We start from the raw sequence: 17689 nt of genomic DNA, 5'->3' as shown, positions 1-17689 counted from the left end.
CCCTATAATTCGGCCACGCGCAGTTAGCTCAGATGGATAGAGCGTCGGCCTCCGAAGCCGAAGGTCACTGGTTCGACTCCAGTACTGCGCACCAAATTAAGTTAAAGGTCTGAGTATCGTACCTGGGTTTTCTTTGTCGTCATCCTGCTTAAACGCTCTACTTAGTTCTTGACCCGCCTCCAAGAGGTTTCCGGCAAGACGCAAACCATTCCAAGTCACGTCAGTCTTGCCCACCCCGCTGTCTGGTAGCTCAGTGCGCAGACGCTGTAGATCCCGGATCCTTGATCGAGATCAAGGATTACCCTGACCGCGACAGGCACCATTCACGGACGTACACCACAATTTCAGGAGACGCCCATCATGTTTTGCTATCAATGCGAACAAACCACACGTACCCCCGCCGGAATAGGTTGTGCCAGTGCGCCGGGAACGTGCGGCAAGGACGAGGCCACTGCCGATCTGCAGGATATTCTCACGCACCTTATTAAGGGCGTTGCCCAGTATGCGCGCCGGGCGCGGGCGATGGGTGTTGCCGACAGGTATACAGACGACTTCATTTTTTATGGTCTTTTCACCACACTAACCAATGTGAACTTCACTGCTACGCGTTTTGTCCATCTGATTCAGGAGGCCACCAAAAGGCGCGAGCGAATCAAATTATTGTACGAGGAGGCGGCGCGAGAGCAGGGCAAGACTCCCGAAATTTTGTCCGGTCCAGCCAATTTTCAACCCGCCGATGGTCTGGAACAACTGTTACGCCAGGCCTCTGGCGTCGCCATAAACTCCGGGGTAGATCATCTCGGATCAGATGTGATCGGTGCCCGTGCCCTCATCCTCTACGGCATGAAAGGTGTGGCCGCTTATGCTCAACACGCCCGCGTCCTGGGTTACCAGAGTGACGAAGTCGATGCCCAGGCAGAGGTGATCCTGGATTATTTGGCGAGCAATCCAACGGATATCGATGCAATGTTGGAAGAGTCGTTGGAAGTCGGCCGTTTGAACTTAAAGGTGATGGAGTTACTTGACGCCGCCAACACCGAGACCTTTGGGGCGCAGGAAATTACCTCTGTACGCATCTCCCCGATCAAAGGGAAGGCAATCCTGGTCAGCGGCCATGATCTCCATGATCTGAAGCAAATCCTGGAGCAGACCAAGGATCAAGGGATAAATGTTTACACCCATGGAGAGATGTTGCCAGCCAATGCCTATCCCACCCTCAAGGCCTACCCTCATCTGGCCGGGAATCTAGGGGGCGCATGGCAGGATCAGCAGCGCGAATTTGCAGACTTCCCTGGCCCCATCGTCATGACTTCCAACTGCATCATCGAACCAGGCAAAAGTTATAAGAATCGCATTTTTACCCTTGGCCCAGTGGGTTGGCCCGGTGTCCGCCATATCGACGATGGGGATTTCACTCCGGTTATCCAGGCCGCCAAGGCCTTGCCGGGATTCGCTGTCGATGCGGAAGATCAACGGATCACCATCGGTTTTGGACATCACACCCTCTTGGGCGCGGCTGACAAAATCGTAGATGCGGTAAAATCCGGAGACATTCGCCACTTCTTCCTCGTTGGCGGGTGCGACGGTGCTTCTCCGGCACGCAACTACTTCACGGAGGTGGCGGACCACGCTCCCGCGGACTCGGTAGTAATGACCTTGGGTTGCGGCAAGTATCGATTCAATAGACATGAGTTCGGAGATATTGGTGGCATCCCCCGCCTGCTGGATATAGGCCAATGCAATGATGCCCACTCCGCCATCCGGGTAGCGGGTGCCCTGGCCGAAGCGTTCAATTGCGGGGTCAATGACCTGCCGTTGTCGATCATGCTCTCCTGGTTTGAACAAAAAGCTACCGCTATTCACCTTTCCCTGCTGGCTTTGGGTATCAAGGGGATCAAACTAGGACCAACCCTGCCAGCCTATCTCACACCAACTCTGGTGCAGAAGCTCCAATCACGTTTCGATCTTGATCTCGATCTTATTGGCGAGGCGCAAGCGGATTTGCAGGCGGCCCTGACGCATACGGCTACGGCATAGCACAACGGATCGTTGCTTCGTTCGGCAACGGACGAAGCAGCATAAGGATGCACACAGCATGACCAACTACGATATCACTATCCATACCCGTGATAGACAACGGGTGTCCTTTGTCTGTTCTGAGGCGGAAGATTTGCTCTTTGCCGCGGAGCGGGAAAGTATCCTGCTTCCTTCCCAATGCCGGAAAGGGACCTGCGGTGCCTGCGTGGCTACGGTCACGGCAGGTGCTTATCGCCTGGGGGAAGTAAGTACGGAAGCCCTGCCAGAAAGTGCGCAGGTGCGGGGAGATGTCCTTCTGTGCCGTACCTATCCGCGTGCGGATCTGATTCTGGAGGCGCCCTATGACTACAATTACATCCGTTTTGAGCGCATTCCGGAACGCGTGGCCGAAGTGATAGATGTCACGATGGTGGCTACGGGTACGCGACGACTGTTGTTACGCCTGCAACCCGATACGCAAGGGGGAGCTGCGGAATTCGAAGCAGGGCAATTTATGGAGATCCAAGTACCTGGCGGCGAGGCGCGTCGCGCCTATTCGCTGGCCAATAACACCAACTGGAATGGTGACCTGGAGTTTTTTATCACGCTGCGCCCTGACGGTGCTTTTTCTACCTATCTGGAATCCGCCCTGGTGGGCGACCGCCTGAATATACGTGGTCCACTTGGAACGTTTACCCTGAGAGAGAATGGCCTGCAGCCACGTTGGTTTGTTGGTGGCGGGACCGGCCTCGTACCGTTACTGTCGATGCTACGCCGCATGGCAGATTGGGGGGAAACGCTTCCGGCACGTCTGTATTTCGGCGCGAGATATGAAGACGAACTCTTCTGTCAGGAGGAAATCCGCCAGATCCAGGATAAACTTCCCCAACTGCAGGTTAAGATATGCCTTTCACGTCCTGGAAATGAATGGGCGGGTTATCGAGGCAGCGTAATGGAAGCCTTGCGCGATGACTTGGGAAGCCTTGCGGCTTCACCGGACCTGTATGTTTGCGGATCAACGCGGCTGGTCCAGGGGGTGACGGAATTGGCCCTGAGCCAGGGGTTGCCGGATTCCAGTTTGCGATTCGAACGATTTTTGTCTGCATAGTGCGGTGCCTATGCTTCGGAATTCCAGGTGACGTGATCGTCCGCTGCGGAACGTTTTTTGTTCCATGGAGATTTCCTAGCGCCAAAAGCTTACATAAAACCTTACCATATCTGCCGCCTCCACATGGTGGGGTACATCAGGCGGTATCCAGGCTGGACGTTCTGGGCTCAATGACCAGTTGCGTCCGCTGCCGTCATCCAGGCAGTAACGCAGTTGGCCCTCCAGGATCACGATGCGTCCCCAAACCCCAGCCTTGGTGTGATGATCGTGCAATAAACCGGCGGGTATATGCTCCCTATCGAATTCGGGTGTACGTTTGTATTCTTCCAAGGGTGCGCTTGGCTCTGGCAAAGCCGTCTCAGTAGAATGCTCGCCGGTAACCAGATAAATGCGCTTATCCCGCACCTTGCCCCACGTTTCGGCATCTGCCAGTGCCGGTTTTTTCTGGATGAGCACAGGCCATGTTTTAGCGAGTTGTGTATTGAGTTCCGGATACTCTTCCATGCCATTCGGCAGGTCCGCGTCCAGGTAAATTGCATCGACCGGGCACTCGGCCACACATAAGGTGCAATCAATGCATTCCAGAGGATCTATGACCAAAAAATTGGGACCCTCATGGAAACAGTCTACTGGACACACCGTCACACAGTCGGTGTACTTGCAGAGAATGCAGGATTCCGTCACTACATGCGTCATGGTTGCTCCTCTGTGCGGCGTACCCGCCAGTGCCCGCTGCGATTGATATCGGTAGCCCGGATGTGCAGCACAGGGGACAGCGGAGGGCTGAACAGGAAAAGGGCGGCGGTAATGGTCTGCCCGTGTAGCTTATGGTGGGCCTCTTCGATCGCCTGCGCCAGCAGTTGCTCAGGATGTCGGGCACCCATGGCGAAGCCGGTGCTGGCTAGGATGATTTTGCTGCCCACTGATGTTTGTCCGTCCATTCGCAGCATTGGAAAAGCGGACAGTGACCACAGTGCGGACGTCTGGCCGTGCACGTATAGCGGCCATGGAGGATCAGGAGGTGGTGGGCGTCCTGCAGGTATTCGGTGGGTACCGCCGCGAGCAGGGCCTGTTCGACGGCCAGAGGGGTTTTGCCGGGAGCAATACCTATCCGGTTGCCTACCCGGAAGATATGGGTATCCACCGCAATGGTGGGGTGCCCGAATTGGGTATTGAGGACGACGTTGGCGGTTTTACGCCCGACACCGGGGAGCGCTTCCAGCGCCTTCCGGTCTGCGGGCACTTCGCCGTCGTGCAGGGCCAGCAGTTGTTGCGCCAGGGCATGCACATGACGGGCCTTGGCGTTGAATAGCCCCAGGCGACGGATATGGGTCTTGATGCCGTCCTCACCGAGCGCCGCCATCGCGTCGGGGGTAGGCGCCGCGGCAAAAAGTGTCTGGGTACAGGCGTTGACGGCTTTGTCCGTACTTTGCGCGGAGAGCACCACGGCGACCAGAAGCTGAAAGGGGGAGTGATAGATCAGCTCAGTTTTGGGTTCAGGAATGGCGGCGCGCAGGGCCGCAAAACAGCGATGGATGTTTTGTGGATCCATGGCGCAACATTTACCCACGGGAACAGGTGCAGGTGCTGGGGGATAGACTGGCCGCGATGCCGGAAGTCGGGTCTGTGACCTGACCCGACACCGTGGCCGCACCTTCAGACGTGACGATAACGACCAATCTCCGGCGCTTCCGGTCGGGGATGGCTTGCTGCGACGGCATTGGCGGCGGCGATCCATTCTTCATGGTCGTGTTCCAGGGCGTGGAGCATGTCGTGGTCCAGCTTGGGCAGGATGCTTCCCTTGATGGTTTCGCCGAGGTCCAGCATGCGCGTGGCAACCGCGTAGCCGTGCAGATGGAAATCATGGTCAGCATGGGTTCCAAAATGGTCGCTGCTGAAGAGTACGCCTTTGGCGGCTTTCAGGTCGGCGTCATTCATGACGTAGTCTTTCGCCCACTGGTACCATTTTTCAAAATACTTCTCTTGCGCTTCAAGGCTCCAGTCGCGGGCCTCAAAAAAGGCGTAGACCGAAACGCGGTTGGCCTTGCCGGAAAAAGGAAAGTGACCTGACATCGTACGACTCCTCCTGCATGCGGGTGTAAAAGCCTTCGGGGCATTGTAGCCGTTTATGGTCCCGGCGCAACGCAAAAGCTTTTTTAGAGGGAATAACGATCACCAATGACCGGGCAATCCACCGGTAAGCCGCGCGCCCGCAGTACCTTGGCGATGCCTTCCCGGCCATTTTCCTCGCCATGGACGAGAATCGTGCGCGTCGGTTTTTGATCACCGTACCAGGCGAGGAGTTCGTCGTGGTCGGCGTGGGCCGAGAAACCACCAATGGTGTAAATTTTGGCGGCGACGTGAATCTCTTCACCAAATATCCGTACGGTTTTCGCCCCGTCGATGATGCGCCGCGCCAGCGTCCCCTGTGCGGCATAGCCGACAAAGATGACGCTGCAGTCTTCGCGCCAGATGTTGTGTTTGAGATGGTGGGTGACCCGGCCCCCGGTCGCCATGCCCGATCCGGCCATAATCAGGGCGCCGCCCTTGATTAGATTGATGCCTATGGATTCGCTGGTTTCGCGGGTGAAGTGGAGGTTGCGCAGGGCGAAGGGGTCGGTGCCATGTCGCAGACCTTCACGGGTATCGGGATTGAAGCATTCCGGATGACGGCGAAAAATCTCCGTGGCGGAAATGGCCATGGGCGAATCGAGAAAGACCGGCAGGTTGGCGGGGAGTTGGTTGTCGTTCATCATCTCGCGCAGGTAATACAGTAAATCCTGGGCACGCTCCAGGGCGAAGGTGGGAATGATGGCATTGCCGCCGCGTTTCAGGGTGTCGAGGATGGCATCGCGCAGCTCGTCCACCGAGGGCCCGATGGCCTTGTGCAGGCGGTCGCCGTAGGTGGTTTCCATGACGATGACGTCCGCCTGGGGTGCGGGGGTGGACGGGTTGATAATGGGCTTGCCGCGATTGCCCAGATCGCCGGAGTAAACGATGCGCTGCTGTCTGTCCGCTTCACTGGCTTCTATCAATATCCAGGCGGAACCGAGAATATGACCGGCATCTCCGAAGGTTATACTGACGCCGGGGCAGACCTCCATTTTCTGCGCATAATCCGCGGTGCGTCCGAAACGATCCATAGTATCAAGGACGTCGGTGAGGTCATAAATGGCCTCGGCTTCTGTTCCACCCTGACGCCGATGACGCCGGTTGGAGCGCCGTGCCTCTTCTGCCGCAAGGCCTGCCGCATCCATGAGCACCAGTCGTGCCAGCTCACGGGTGGCTGCCGTGGTGATAATCTCGCCGCGAAAACCACGTTTCACCAGCAAGGGGATGCGCCCACAGTGATCGAGATGGGCGTGGGTCAGCAACAGATAATCGATGTCTTTGGCAGCAAAGCCGAACTCGGCGCGATTTTCTTCTTCCAGGTCATGCCCCCCCTGAAACATGCCGCAGTCGATGAGTAGCTTTTTATCGCCAACGCGCAGAAAATGACAGGATCCGGTGACCCCCCCTGCGGCGCCATAAAATTGCATTTCCATATGCTTCTCCTTTAGTCCCCAGTATAGCGAATCAGCGGCGAGCGGGAGGCGCTTAGTGACCGCCTGCGCGCCGCGCCAGCACCTCGTGATAAAGCTGGAGATAGGCGCGTGCCGAGTGCTGCCAGCTATAATCGCCCGCCATGGCCTGATCTTGCAGATGTGACCACAGCGCCGGTTGACGGAACAACGCTTCCGCGCGCAGCACGGCATCATGCAGGGCATCGCTGTGCGGGCGGTCAAAAACAAATCCGTTGCGTTGTAGTGGATGGCGGAAGTCGTCGGCATCGGTGACCGTATCGGCCAGCCCGCCCGTACGGTGAACTATGGGCAGGGTGCCGTAGCGCAGGCTGTACATTTGATTCAGGCCGCAGGGCTCGAAGCGGGAAGGCATGAGAAAAGCATCTGCGCCCGCTTCGATGCGATGGGATAGCCCTTCGTCAAAGGTGATGCGCGCCACCATCTGGGTCGGATGCGCCGCGGCCATCTCCAGCAGTTGTCGCTCGAAAGATTTATCGCCACTGCCCAATACCACCACTTGCATGCCGCGGCGTAACAGATCAGGGAGAATATCCAGTACCATATCCGTCCCCTTCTGCTCCACCAGACGGCTGATCATGCCGAGGAGGAATACATGAGGATCAGGACGAAGGCCGAGACTGCTCTGCAGTTGCGCCTTGCACTGCGCCTTACCGAGCCGATCTTGTAGCGAATAATGCGCGGGCAGGTAGGGGTCCGCGCCGGGGTTCCAGTGGATGGCATCAATACCATTGAGAATGCCCGACAGATGCTCGGATCGGGTTTGCAGCAGCCCATCCAGTCCCATACCGAAGGCACTGCTCTGAATCTCCTCGGCATAGGTAGGGCTGACGGTGGTGATTTGGTCGCTATAAGCCAGACCCGCTTTCATGAAGGAAAAGGCCCCGTAGAGTTCGGTCCCGAGCCAGTGAAAATCCGCCGCCGGCAAGTGCAGAGGCGCCATGGCGCCGGGCGCGAAGCGACCCTGATAGGCCAGATTATGAATAGTGAAAAGGACGGCGGGTCGCGCTGCGCCGATCCGTGACTCCAGATCGAGCAAGTAGGGTATCAGTCCGGTTTGCCAGTCATTGGCATGGACGATATCCGGACGCCAATTGAGCCCCGACACACGTCCCTGGGCGATTTCGACGGCTACCCGGTTGAGCAGGGCAAAGCGTCGATCATTGTCCGGCCAGTCTTCGCCTTGAGTATCCTGGTAAGGACCGCCGTCGCGCTCATAGTAAGCGGGATAACGGAGGAAAAGGATCTGTGCTTCCCCCACCGGCGACCACAGTTCGGCTGTTTCACCCGTATAGGGCACGTTGACGGCGCAACACCAGCGCATATCACTCGTGGCCGGGCACCCGTAGTAAGGCACCAAAACGCGAACCTCGGCGCCCAGTTGCCTTAACGCCAGGGGCAACGCCCCGCCGACGTCCGCGAGACCACCCGTTTTGGAGTAGGGCACCATCTCCGAAAATACAAAAAGTGTTCGTAGCATAGGCACGTGTTCTTCTTTGCTTGAATATTGTTGTTAATATAACACAAAAGCGGTGCGCGCTTCACAAGCGCCTGCGCTGAGCAAATTTTGAATGATACGCCAGTGTCGCCTATCATCGGCGACTGGAGAATCCCACACTGCGGTTCAGGAGTGACATGCATGGAATGGTGCGAGCGTTTTAAGGAATTTCGGGACCGGCAGCGCTGCGTGATATATTTCCCCAATCTGCATGAAGGCGAAGATGCTGAAGCTTACGCCATTTTTCTTTCGCTGATGCGGGTGAAAATGGGCATTATGGTGCTGGCGCCGGATCGGGAAGAACGCTACGAACCCGTTTATCGGGAGGCGCTGAAATACCATCTGCAGACCATCCGCCATAGTCGTTTGTTAACCAGTTTTGTGCCCCTCAAAACCCGCGTCTATTTTGTGGAAACGGCGGAGCTGCGCGATGCTTTCTATGGTTGCGTGGATTTTTGTGTGCCGGGCGGCACTCTGGCAGGCGGTGCAGTGGATCTCGCCAAAGCCATCGCGGATGGTTGTCCCCTCATCCTCGGTCCGAAAATGCCGGATAACGCGGTACGTCAGGGCTTGTTGGCCGCCGGCGCTGCGGTATGGGCGCGGGGCAATGCGGAGATTGTCGATCTGGCGAAGGCCTGGCTGAGCGATCCGGCAGCGGCCAAGGCGGCGGCGGGGAAGGCAAAGGCGTGGTGGGGACAGCATGGGGCTTAGTACCTGTGTCCCTTCCCCGCAACGCAAAAAAGCCCCGCACCAGCAAGGTGCGGGGCTTTTTTGCGAGAGCTAGAAAATCAGCCCTGCTTCAGCGCCTTCAGGAAGATGGAAGCGAGGCGCACGGCGAACTTCAGCACGAACTGGGTGTCTTTGGCGAAGAAGATTTTCATCAGACCGAAGATACCGCCACCCTTGTTGTTCTCGTCCTTCATCTCGGTCCTGGTCTGCTCCAGCGCCTTCATCGCCTTGTGCACACCGCTGGCAAAGACTTCGTCGGAGGGGATCATGGGGACGACTTGCGTCATGATCATGTTCAGCTTGCCGACCAGGCCGGCCTTCTGCAGGTTACCCACCAGCGTGAAGACGTCAGGCAGCATGTCCATCAGGTGGGCATCATGCAGGCCCTGAACAATTTCCTTGACCCGTGCGTTGATGCTTGCCGCGTCGCCCCGTACGGCCTTGGCGCCGATTTGCGCGATTTCCAGCCACTTTTCGGCTTCTTCCGCAAGATCGTCCAGCTTTTCCGGCAGGTCCATGTCGCTGAGGATGTTGCGAACCGCACCCACGCCATCTTTACCCGCCTGGATGAAGAAGCCCGCGCTCGCGGCATAGCCGGCGAGGCGCTCCACCTGGTCCAGCAAGCCTTCCACCCGCTGAGCGAGATCTTCGGAGTCGCCCTGCGCCAGAGTCTTGACCCGCAGCGCAATGTGCATCCAACGGCTGCCACCGGCGCCAATAGTGGCGAGCGTGCCGCTCATGTCCGCGCCTTCCAGCACTTCCGGTATGGTATCGCGCAGGGTACCGATGGCGATGTTCATCTGTCCACCGAGGATTTCCGCCAGGTCGAGCATGCCGCTCAGGCGCGCCTGCAGGTTGGGGGCGTCACCCTGAATGAGACGCTGGGCCCGTTTGGCCATCTGAATCCACTGGTCGGCCATTTCCTGGATTTCGTCGAGGCGATCGGGCAGGTCGAGCTGACCGAGCATGTTGCCGACGACGCCGACACCCTGCCGCGCGCTATCCATCCAGTACTGGATGCTTGCGGTGGCGCCATGAATTTTCTGCACCATGTCTTCCGGATTTTCGCCGATGATGGGGCATTTGAGTTCAGCGCTGAGGGTGGAGATGGAGCGGAAGAAGCCGGCGCGCTGCAGGTTGCCGAGGAGTTGCAGGACTTCCTTCAGGGTCTTGTCGAGTTCCGCATTCTGAACGTCGTTCAGCACGTTGCGCAGGCGATCCAGCGGCTCCTCACCGGAGTTGCCTTTAATGAAGGCTTGCAGCGACTCCGAGACGCGCTGCAATTGTTCCAGATACGGCTTCATGGTCTCCATGAGCTTGTCGGTATCGATGGCCCGCGGTAATTCGTTGAGGATATCGCGCAGCGTCTGCAGCAAGTTCTGCACCTGCAGGGCGGCGTCACCGACTTTGCCGAGTCCTTCCCACTGGCGTTCATTGAGGGTGGTTACTGCTGCTGACGATACTGCATTCGCGTTGGCCATGATGCGCTGATCTCCCGCTGAAAATAATGTCGCGATAAGTGCTTTTGATTAAGATGGGTTAGGCTTCCAGGACCTGCCTTGTTTACCACAAAGGGCCTCTCTTTCCTACCCGTGCCGGTCTGGCCTATGATCTTCCGGTATGTTCTGACAGGCTAATCATTATGCTTTATGGCAGTAAACGAGAAACATATCGACAGGTATTTCTGGACAGCTGGCGGGCCTATCAGGAGGGCCGTCCACTGGAAGGGGTGCAGACGCGGATTGTCGCCGTCATTCTCCGCCATCCGGAATATCATGCCTTGCTGAGCGATGCGTCGCACGGACTGGAACAGGATTTTCCGCCCGAGCAGGGACGGAGTAACCCCTATATGCACCTGTCTCTGCATATAGGGCTGGAGGAGATGTTGGCATTGGGACAGCCTGCGGGTATCGTGGACCTCTTCGACAGTGCGCGCCGCAAGCTGGGTGAAACCGGCGCCGAACATCTTTTCGTGGATTGTCTGGGCGAGATGATGTGGCAGGCCCAACGTGCGGGACGCGCGCCCGAACTGACGGCGTTGTTGCCTTGTGTACGCCGTGGTCTGGGTTTGCCGGAGATGGCGGGCTGAACAGCGGCGCCCGCGAATCAAACATTGCTCGGATGGAGAATGGCAGCATGATGAAGGGTGTGAATCAGGCGGCGACGGGTGCGGAGCAGATACATTGGCGTCTCGGGGATCTGTACGCCGGGGTGGATGACCCGCGGCTGACCGAGGATATGCGCTGGGCGGACAGCGCCGCGACGCGCTTCGCAGAGGTCTATCGTCCCGGTCTGGGTGATCTGGACGCGTCGCAACTGGCGACGGCCATGGCGCAGTTGGAAGCCGTCCGCCAGCGCATCGGTCGAGTGGGCGCCTTTCGTTACCTCAGTTACGTGACCCATGCCGATCAGCCGGCGTATGGCGCCGCTCTGCAGGCTTACGAAGAGGCGGCCACGGCCATTCAGAATCGTCTGATCTTCTTCGATATCGCCTGGAATGCCGTTGCGGATAGCCGGGCAGAAAGCCTGCTGGCAGATCCCGCGCTAGCGCATTGGGCGCACCTGCTGCGTAACTGGCGGAGGTATCGTGACCACCTGCGCAGCGAGAGTGAGGAGCAAATTCTGTCGGAAAAGCGGGTGACTGGGCGGGCGCTCTGGGAACGGCTTTTTGACGAGACATTGACGGAGATGCGCTTTCCCTTGCGCGGCAAGCAGATGACCGAGCAGGAGGTGTTGACCCTGTTGTCCGATCCCGACCGGGAGTTGCGCCGGGATGCGGCCGAATCCCTCAGCAAGGGGCTGGAAGGGCGCTTGCATACCCTCACCACCTGTTTCAACGCCATCCTCGCCGACAAGGCTCTGGATGACCGTCTGCACCGCTATCCCCACTGGCTGAGTGACCGCAATCTGAGCAACGAAATCTCCGACAAAATGGTCGAGGCGCTGGAGCAAACCGTGGTCGGACGCTATGGGCTGGTGGCCCGCTATTACCGGCTCAAGGCTAAATTATTGAACGTATCGCCGTTGATGGATTATGACCGGTATGCGCCTTTGCCGGGTGGCGAGCGGCGCTACGACTGGACAGAGTGTCAGCGCATCGTGCTGGCCGCGGTGACGGATTTTTCTCCGGAACTGGGGGCCATCGGTCGGCGCTTTTTCGATGAGGGCTGGATTGACGCCGCGCTGGCGCCGGGCAAGCGGGGTGGGGCCTTCGCCCATCCGGTGACCCCCGATGTGCATCCCTATCTCATGGTCAACTACACTGGCACGGTGCGGGATGTGATGACGGTGGCCCACGAACTGGGGCACGGCATCCACCAGTATCTCGCCCGCGAACAAGGCCATATGAACGCGGATACTCCCCTGACCACGGCGGAGACGGCTTCGGTTTTCGGCGAGATGCTGACTTTCGGACAACTGATGCGCGAGGAGCAGGACCCCCGGCGGCGGCTGGGCCTGCTCTGCGGCAAAATCGAGGATACCTTTGCCACGGTGTTCCGGCAGATGGCCATGCACCGTTTTGAGGAAGTCATGCACGGCGCGCGCCGTGCCGAGGGCGAACTGAGTAAGGAGCGTCTGGCGGAGTTGTGGATGCAAACCCAGACGGAGCAGTTTGCCGACAGTATTCAGTTCAGTCCTGGTTATCGCTGGTGGTGGAGTTATATTTCTCACTTCATCGGCTCGCCGGGCTATGTGTATGCCTATGCCTTTGGCGAATTGCTGACGCTGGCGCTGATCCAGCGCTATCGGGCAGCTCCGGCCGACTTCGTGCCCGGTTACATCGCCATGCTGAAACTTGGGGGGAGCAAGGCCCCAGCCGAGGTAGTGGCGGCGGCCGGCATTGATCTGGAAGACCCGGAAATCTGGTCGCGGGCGCTGGATTATATGGCCGGGATGGTGGATGAGGCCGAAAAACTGGCGGAGGTACGCTGAATATGCGTCAGGAAAAGGACAGCATGGGCGTTATCGAGGTGAACGATGATGCCCTCTGGGGTGCCCAGACACAACGCTCCCTGCGTTATTTCGCCATCGGCACTGAGCAGATGCCCCTCCCGGTTATCCACGCCCTGGCACGAATCAAGCGGGCGGCGGCCTTGGTGAACGCCGGGCTGGGCCTGCTGGATGAGGCGTTGGCCGAAAAGATCAGTGACGCGGCGGCGGAAGTCGTCGCCGGGCGCTGGGATACGCAGTTTCCCCTGCGGGTCTGGCAGACGGGCAGCGGCACCCAAAGCAACATGAACGTCAATGAGGTCATTGCCAACCGGGCTAATGAAATGGCGGGGCAGTCCCGGGGCGGTAAGACGCCGGTACATCCCAATGATCACGTCAATCTGGGTCAATCCTCCAACGACGCTTTTCCGTCGGCCATGCATATTGCGGCGGCTTTGGCGATACATCGTGGACTCTTACCGGCATTGGCGCATCTGGAGGGAGAGTTGGAGCGTAAGACGGGGGATTTTGCCCACCTCATCAAGGTCGGGCGCACCCATCTGATGGATGCGGTGCCGCTCACTTTGGGGCAGGAGTTTTCCGGCTATGTGGCGCAACTGCGGCAAGGCATACACGCGCTGGAGCAGACCTTGCCCGGTCTTTATGCCCTGGCGCTGGGCGGGACAGCCGTCGGCACCGGCCTCAACTGCCACCCGGATTTTGCCAGTGCGGTGTGCGCGCGATTGCATGCGGAGTTGGGTCTGCCTTTCCGCCCGGCGGCCAATGCGTTTGCCGCCCTGGCGGGACATGAAGCATTGCTGCAGTTGAGCGCGGCGCTGCGTGGCATGGCCATGTCCCTGATAAAGATCGCCAATGATATCCGCTGGATGGCCTCCGGCCCGCGGGCCGGTCTGGGCGAGCTGCATCTCCCGGAAAACGAACCCGGCTCCTCCATCATGCCCGGCAAGGTGAATCCCACTCAAGCCGAGGCCCTGACCATGGTCTGCGTGCAGATTTACGGCAATGATGCGGCCATCGCTTTTGCCGCTTCGCAGGGTAATTTTGAGCTGAATGTCTACAAACCGCTGATTGCCTATAATATTCTGCAATCCATTGCGCTGCTGGGTGATGCTGTCCGCTCCTTCAGCGATCATTGTCTGCGCGATTTGCAGCCGGCAGAGGACCAGCTCCGCCAAAATATGGAAGAGTCGCTGATGCTGGTCACGGCCCTGACGCCGGTCATCGGCTACGAGCGCGCCGCCGCCGCCGCCCAGCATGCCCACCGTGAGGGCTGTACCCTGCGTGCAGCGGTGCTCCATCTCGGCCATCTCTCGGCGGAGGAATTCGATAGATACATGCGCCCGGAACGCATGTTGGGGTTATAGCGCGGTAAAATGCGCACGACTCCGTAGAGGCGGGGGCGGCGCCATGTTATGCTCCTCCGCAGCTTTTGGCATACGCGAAGGGGGCAATTCATGATTTTGATTTTAGAAGCCAACGTCGACGAACAATCGCCGATCTTTCAGCAACTTCTTACCCATCTGCGCGGCCTTTCCGGCATTCACTTCCGGGTCCATCAGGAACAGGGTGCGGAGCAGGTACTCAGCGAAATCTACCTGATCGGCGACACCAAACAGCTCCGGATAGAAGATATGGAAGCGCTCCCCGGGGTGGGACGTGCCATTCGCGTGTCCCGTGAGTACCGGATGCTGGGCCGCCATAATGATGACCAGCGCGGCAACGGTTTTGAGTACAATGGGGTGCGTTTCGGCCAGGACAATCTCAACGTGTTTGCCGGGCTCTGCGCCGTGGATACCCCGGAGCACGTCGAGCAGATGCTGCGCGCCCTGCAGGAAAACGGCCAGGTCTGCACCCGCATGGGCGCCTACAAACCCCGTACCAGTCCCTATGCCTTTCAGGGGCACGGCAAGGCCTGTCTGCCCTGGGTTTTTGATCTGGCGGGCAAGTACGGTATGCGCGTCATCGCCATGGAGATCCTTCACGAGTCGCATATGGATGAAATCCGTGAGGCGCTGGAGAGGACCGGCCATCCGACCGGGGTCATGCTGCAGATCGGCACCCGCAATACCCAGAACTTCGAGTTGCTGAAGGCGGTGGGACGGCAGCAGGAACTTCCCGTGCTGCTCAAGCGCGGTTTCGGCATTACCCTGGAAGAATCCCTCAATGCCGCCGAGTACCTGGCTTCGGAGGGAAATACCAAGGTGGTCTTCGGGCTGCGCGGCATGAAGACGAATCTGGGTGACCCGCACCGTAACTTCGTGGATTTCGCCCAGGTGCCGGTCGTGAAGCGGCTGACGAGGATGCCCGTCTGCATCGATCCGTCCCACTCCGTGGGCAGCCGCGATGCGGGGCCGGATGGCATCATGGATGTTTTTCATGTGACCGCGCAGGGCGTGGTGGCCGGTGCCAACATGATTCTGGTGGACTTCCACCCCGACCCGGCGACGGCGCTGGTGGATGGCCCGCAGGCCCTGCTGCTGAAAGAGCTCCCGTGGTTCCTGGAAGACGTGCGTCTGGCTCGGGAAACCTATGAAGAACGCAAGTTGCTGGCGACCGCGCAGACCCCTATTTAACCCGCATGCCCGGCTGCGCCCCGCTATCGGGAGAGAGCAGGAAGGGGCCGCCATCCGGCCCGCTGGCGGCAAGCACCATGCCCTCGGACAGGCCGAAACGCATCTTTCTGGGCGCCAGATTGGCGACCATCACGGTCAGCCTGCCGACCAGGCTGGTAGGATCGTAAGCGCTCTTGATGCCGGCAAAGACCGAGCGGGTGCCCTCGCCAATATCCAGGGTGAGGTGCAGTAGCTTGTCCGCGCCTTCCACGCTGTCCGCGGCAATAATCCGCGCAATGCGCAAATCCACCTTGCTGAAGTCGTCCATGCTGATAAAGGGGTTTTCTTCCTTGGCCTCAGCAGGTACGGGCGTGGGCACTGGGGCCGCCGCCATGCCGGAGGCTGTTGCGGGGCTTTCTGCAGGATTCTGGATCAAGGCGTCCACCTGGGTTTTTTCCATACGTTGTAAAAGATGGGTGTAGGGCTGGATCTGGTGATTGAGAAGCGGCTTGGTCAGGCCCGCCCAGTCCAATTCGCATTGCAGAAACTCCAGCGATTTACGCGATAGCTCCGGCAGCACGGGGCTGAGCAGGGTGATCAGCACCCGGAAGCCGTTCAGGGTGACGCTGGCGACACGGTGCAGCGCCTCGCGTTGGGCCGGATCTTTGGCCAAAGTCCAGGGTGCATTCTGGTCCACATAAGCATTGATCTGATCCGCCAGCGCCATGATGTCACGCATGGCCTTGCCATACTCCCGCCCGGCGTAGGCCTCACCGATGGCCTCCTGGGTCTGTAGCAGTCCATCATAAAAAGCCTGATCATCGTCCAGGGAGGCGGCCAGTCGGCCCGCAAAGCTGCGGTGGATGAAACCCGCCGCGCGGGAGGCCAGATTGACCACCTTGCCGACCAGGTCGCCATTGCCCTTGAGCAGGAAGTCTTCGAGATTGAGGTCGATATCTTCCACATGGCTGTTGAGCTTGGTGGCAATGTAGTAGCGCAGGAACTCGGGATTCAGATGCTGGAGATACTGCCCGGCGGTAATGGAGGTGCCGCGCGACTTGCTCATTTTGGCGCCGTTTACGGTCAGGTGCCCGTGGGCGAATATACCCGTCGGCAGCCGGTGTCCGGAGCCCTTGAGCATGGCCGGCCAGAACAGGCCGTGAAAATAAATGATGTCTTTGCCGATAAAATGGTAGATCTCGGCAGTGGAGTCCGCGCCCCAGTAATCGGCGAAATTGCGGCCGTGGGTCGCGCACCAGTGCTGGGTGGCGGCCATGTAGCCGGGCAGGGCGTCCAGCCAGACATAAAAGAACTTGCCGGGGGCATCGGGGATGGGAATGCCGAAGTAGGGGGCGTCGCGGCTGATGTCCCAGTCGGCCAGGCCGATACTGAACCATTCATCGAGCTTGTGGGCGACTTCTTCCTGCAGGGTGCCACTGTGAATCCACCGCCGGAGAAAGTCGCTGAAATCCCCGAGCTGAAAAAAGTAGTGCTCCGAGTTGCGGCGCTCGGGTACGGCGCCGGAGACCGCGGAAACGGGGTTGATAAGGTCGGTGGGGCTGTAGGTGGCGCCGCAGACCTCGCAGCTATCCCCATACTGATCCGCTGCGCCGCAGCGCGGGCAGGTGCCGCGAATGAAGCGGTCGGGCAGGAAAATGCCGGCGACGGGATCGTAGGCCTGTTCGATTTCGCGGACGTTGATGTAATCCGCTGCCCGCAGGGCACGATAGATACTCTGAGAAATTTCAAAGTTTTCCGGCGAGTGGGTGCTGTGATACAGATCGAACTGAATACCGAAGCCGGTGAAGTCGCGCAGATGATCGCCGTGCATGCGGGTGATGAGTTCTTCTGGCGTGATGCCCTCGCTCTGGGCACGGAGCATGATCGGCGTGCCATGGGCATCGTCGGCGCAGACATAGACGCAGTCGTGGCCCCGCAGGCGCTGATAGCGGGCCCAGATGTCCGTTTGGGTGTATTCCACCAAATGCCCGAGGTGAATGGGTCCGTTGGCATAGGGGAGGGCGCTGGTGATCAATATGCGTCGTTTTTTCATAGTGCTGATAAATTACAGGGGATAGGCGTATCAGGCAATGGCGTGTGGACCACTGGCAGGCCGCTTTCATCTATGGTATAAAGAGCGCCTTTTTTCAGGGAGATTAACCGATGTCCAGAGTATGCAAGGTGATGGGCAAGAAGCCCATGGCGGGGAATAATGTTTCCCACGCCCACAACAAGACCCGCCGCCGTTTTCTGC

General features: G+C 58.9%; 16 protein-coding genes and 1 tRNA gene. 9 read left to right on the top strand and 8 right to left on the bottom strand.

The features are described 5' to 3' along the window. Positions 1-17: 17 nt before the first annotated feature. From HF921_RS00150 to HF921_RS00140, 3 genes are all read left to right on the top strand, one after another. Positions 18-94, top strand: a tRNA-Arg gene (locus HF921_RS00150). Positions 95-360: 266 nt separating this feature from the next. After that, positions 361-2037 (top strand): hydroxylamine reductase, encoded by a 1677-nt coding sequence (gene hcp / locus HF921_RS00145; RefSeq protein WP_215892203.1) that lies wholly within the window; start codon positions 361-363, stop codon positions 2035-2037. A gap of 58 nt (positions 2038-2095) precedes the next feature. After that, on the top strand, positions 2096-3124 hold the full coding sequence (locus HF921_RS00140) for an FAD-binding oxidoreductase (protein ID WP_215893075.1): 1029 nt from the start codon (positions 2096-2098) through the stop codon (positions 3122-3124). Between the two features lie 75 nt (positions 3125-3199). Here HF921_RS00140 and fdxA read toward each other — a convergent pair whose 3' ends face one another. From fdxA to glgA, 6 genes are all read right to left on the bottom strand, one after another. After that, entirely contained in the window at positions 3200-3820 is a 621-nt protein-coding gene (fdxA, locus tag HF921_RS13740; RefSeq protein WP_215892204.1) for a ferredoxin FdxA, read from the bottom strand. Continuing rightward, on the bottom strand, positions 3817-4047 hold the full coding sequence (locus HF921_RS00130; protein WP_215893074.1) for a hypothetical protein: 231 nt from the start codon (positions 4045-4047) through the stop codon (positions 3817-3819). The genes fdxA and HF921_RS00130 overlap by 4 nt, the downstream gene beginning before the upstream one ends. Beyond that, the gene (gene nth / locus HF921_RS00125) at positions 4026-4676 is read right to left on the bottom strand and encodes an endonuclease III (protein WP_064219402.1); all 651 of its coding nucleotides are present in this window, start codon (positions 4674-4676) and stop codon (positions 4026-4028) included. Before nth ends, HF921_RS00130 begins: the two co-directional genes overlap by 22 nt. A gap of 104 nt (positions 4677-4780) precedes the next feature. Next, entirely contained in the window at positions 4781-5197 is a 417-nt protein-coding gene (locus HF921_RS00120) for a hypothetical protein (protein ID WP_064219403.1), read from the bottom strand. Positions 5198-5280: 83 nt separating this feature from the next. Then, positions 5281-6669 (bottom strand): MBL fold metallo-hydrolase, encoded by a 1389-nt coding sequence (locus HF921_RS00115; protein ID WP_215861702.1) that lies wholly within the window; start codon positions 6667-6669, stop codon positions 5281-5283. 52 nt (positions 6670-6721) lie between these two features. After that, positions 6722-8185 (bottom strand): glycogen synthase GlgA, encoded by a 1464-nt coding sequence (gene glgA, locus HF921_RS00110; RefSeq protein WP_215893077.1) that lies wholly within the window; start codon positions 8183-8185, stop codon positions 6722-6724. A 159-nt stretch (positions 8186-8344) separates the two neighbouring features. On the opposite strand from glgA, the gene HF921_RS00105 reads away from it, so the two are divergent. Then, positions 8345-8914 (top strand): 3-deoxy-D-manno-octulosonic acid transferase, encoded by a 570-nt coding sequence (locus HF921_RS00105; protein WP_215893073.1) that lies wholly within the window; start codon positions 8345-8347, stop codon positions 8912-8914. Between the two features lie 77 nt (positions 8915-8991). On the opposite strand, the gene HF921_RS00100 is transcribed toward HF921_RS00105, so the two are convergent. After that, on the bottom strand, positions 8992-10413 hold the full coding sequence (locus HF921_RS00100) for a hypothetical protein (protein WP_064218979.1): 1422 nt from the start codon (positions 10411-10413) through the stop codon (positions 8992-8994). Between the two features lie 161 nt (positions 10414-10574). Here HF921_RS00100 and HF921_RS00095 point away from each other — a divergent pair, with 161 nt between their 5' ends. The 4 genes from HF921_RS00095 to HF921_RS00080 all read left to right on the top strand — a co-directional run bounded on the left by HF921_RS00095 (position 10575) and on the right by HF921_RS00080 (position 15456). Next, the gene (locus tag HF921_RS00095) at positions 10575-11021 is read left to right on the top strand and encodes a DUF1841 family protein (protein ID WP_215849911.1); all 447 of its coding nucleotides are present in this window, start codon (positions 10575-10577) and stop codon (positions 11019-11021) included. Between the two features lie 47 nt (positions 11022-11068). Continuing rightward, positions 11069-12865, top strand: coding sequence for a M3 family oligoendopeptidase (locus HF921_RS00090; protein ID WP_215893072.1), 1797 nt, complete (start codon positions 11069-11071; stop codon positions 12863-12865). Positions 12866-12867: 2 nt separating this feature from the next. Then, positions 12868-14247, top strand: coding sequence for a class II fumarate hydratase (gene fumC / locus HF921_RS00085; RefSeq protein ID WP_215893071.1), 1380 nt, complete (start codon positions 12868-12870; stop codon positions 14245-14247). A 90-nt stretch (positions 14248-14337) separates the two neighbouring features. Continuing rightward, positions 14338-15456, top strand: coding sequence for a 3-deoxy-7-phosphoheptulonate synthase (locus HF921_RS00080; RefSeq protein ID WP_064218975.1), 1119 nt, complete (start codon positions 14338-14340; stop codon positions 15454-15456). On the opposite strand, the gene metG is transcribed toward HF921_RS00080, so the two are convergent. Then, a complete protein-coding gene (metG, locus tag HF921_RS00075) occupies positions 15449-17488 on the bottom strand; it encodes a methionine--tRNA ligase (RefSeq protein ID WP_064218974.1) in 2040 nt (679 codons plus the stop codon). The genes HF921_RS00080 and metG overlap by 8 nt on opposite strands. Before the next feature lie 110 nt (positions 17489-17598). Between metG and rpmB the strand changes: the two genes are divergently transcribed. After that, positions 17599-17689, top strand: a 91-nt coding sequence (rpmB, locus tag HF921_RS00070) for a 50S ribosomal protein L28 (RefSeq protein WP_215893076.1), incomplete at its 3' end; no start/stop codon positions are given.

It is taken from the genome of Acidithiobacillus ferriphilus, assembly GCF_018854775.1.
GTDB classification, from domain to species: domain Bacteria; phylum Pseudomonadota; class Gammaproteobacteria; order Acidithiobacillales; family Acidithiobacillaceae; genus Acidithiobacillus; species Acidithiobacillus ferriphilus.
The sequence above is the reverse complement of the archived record's forward strand: the minus strand, read 5'-3'. Positions and strand labels throughout refer to the sequence as shown.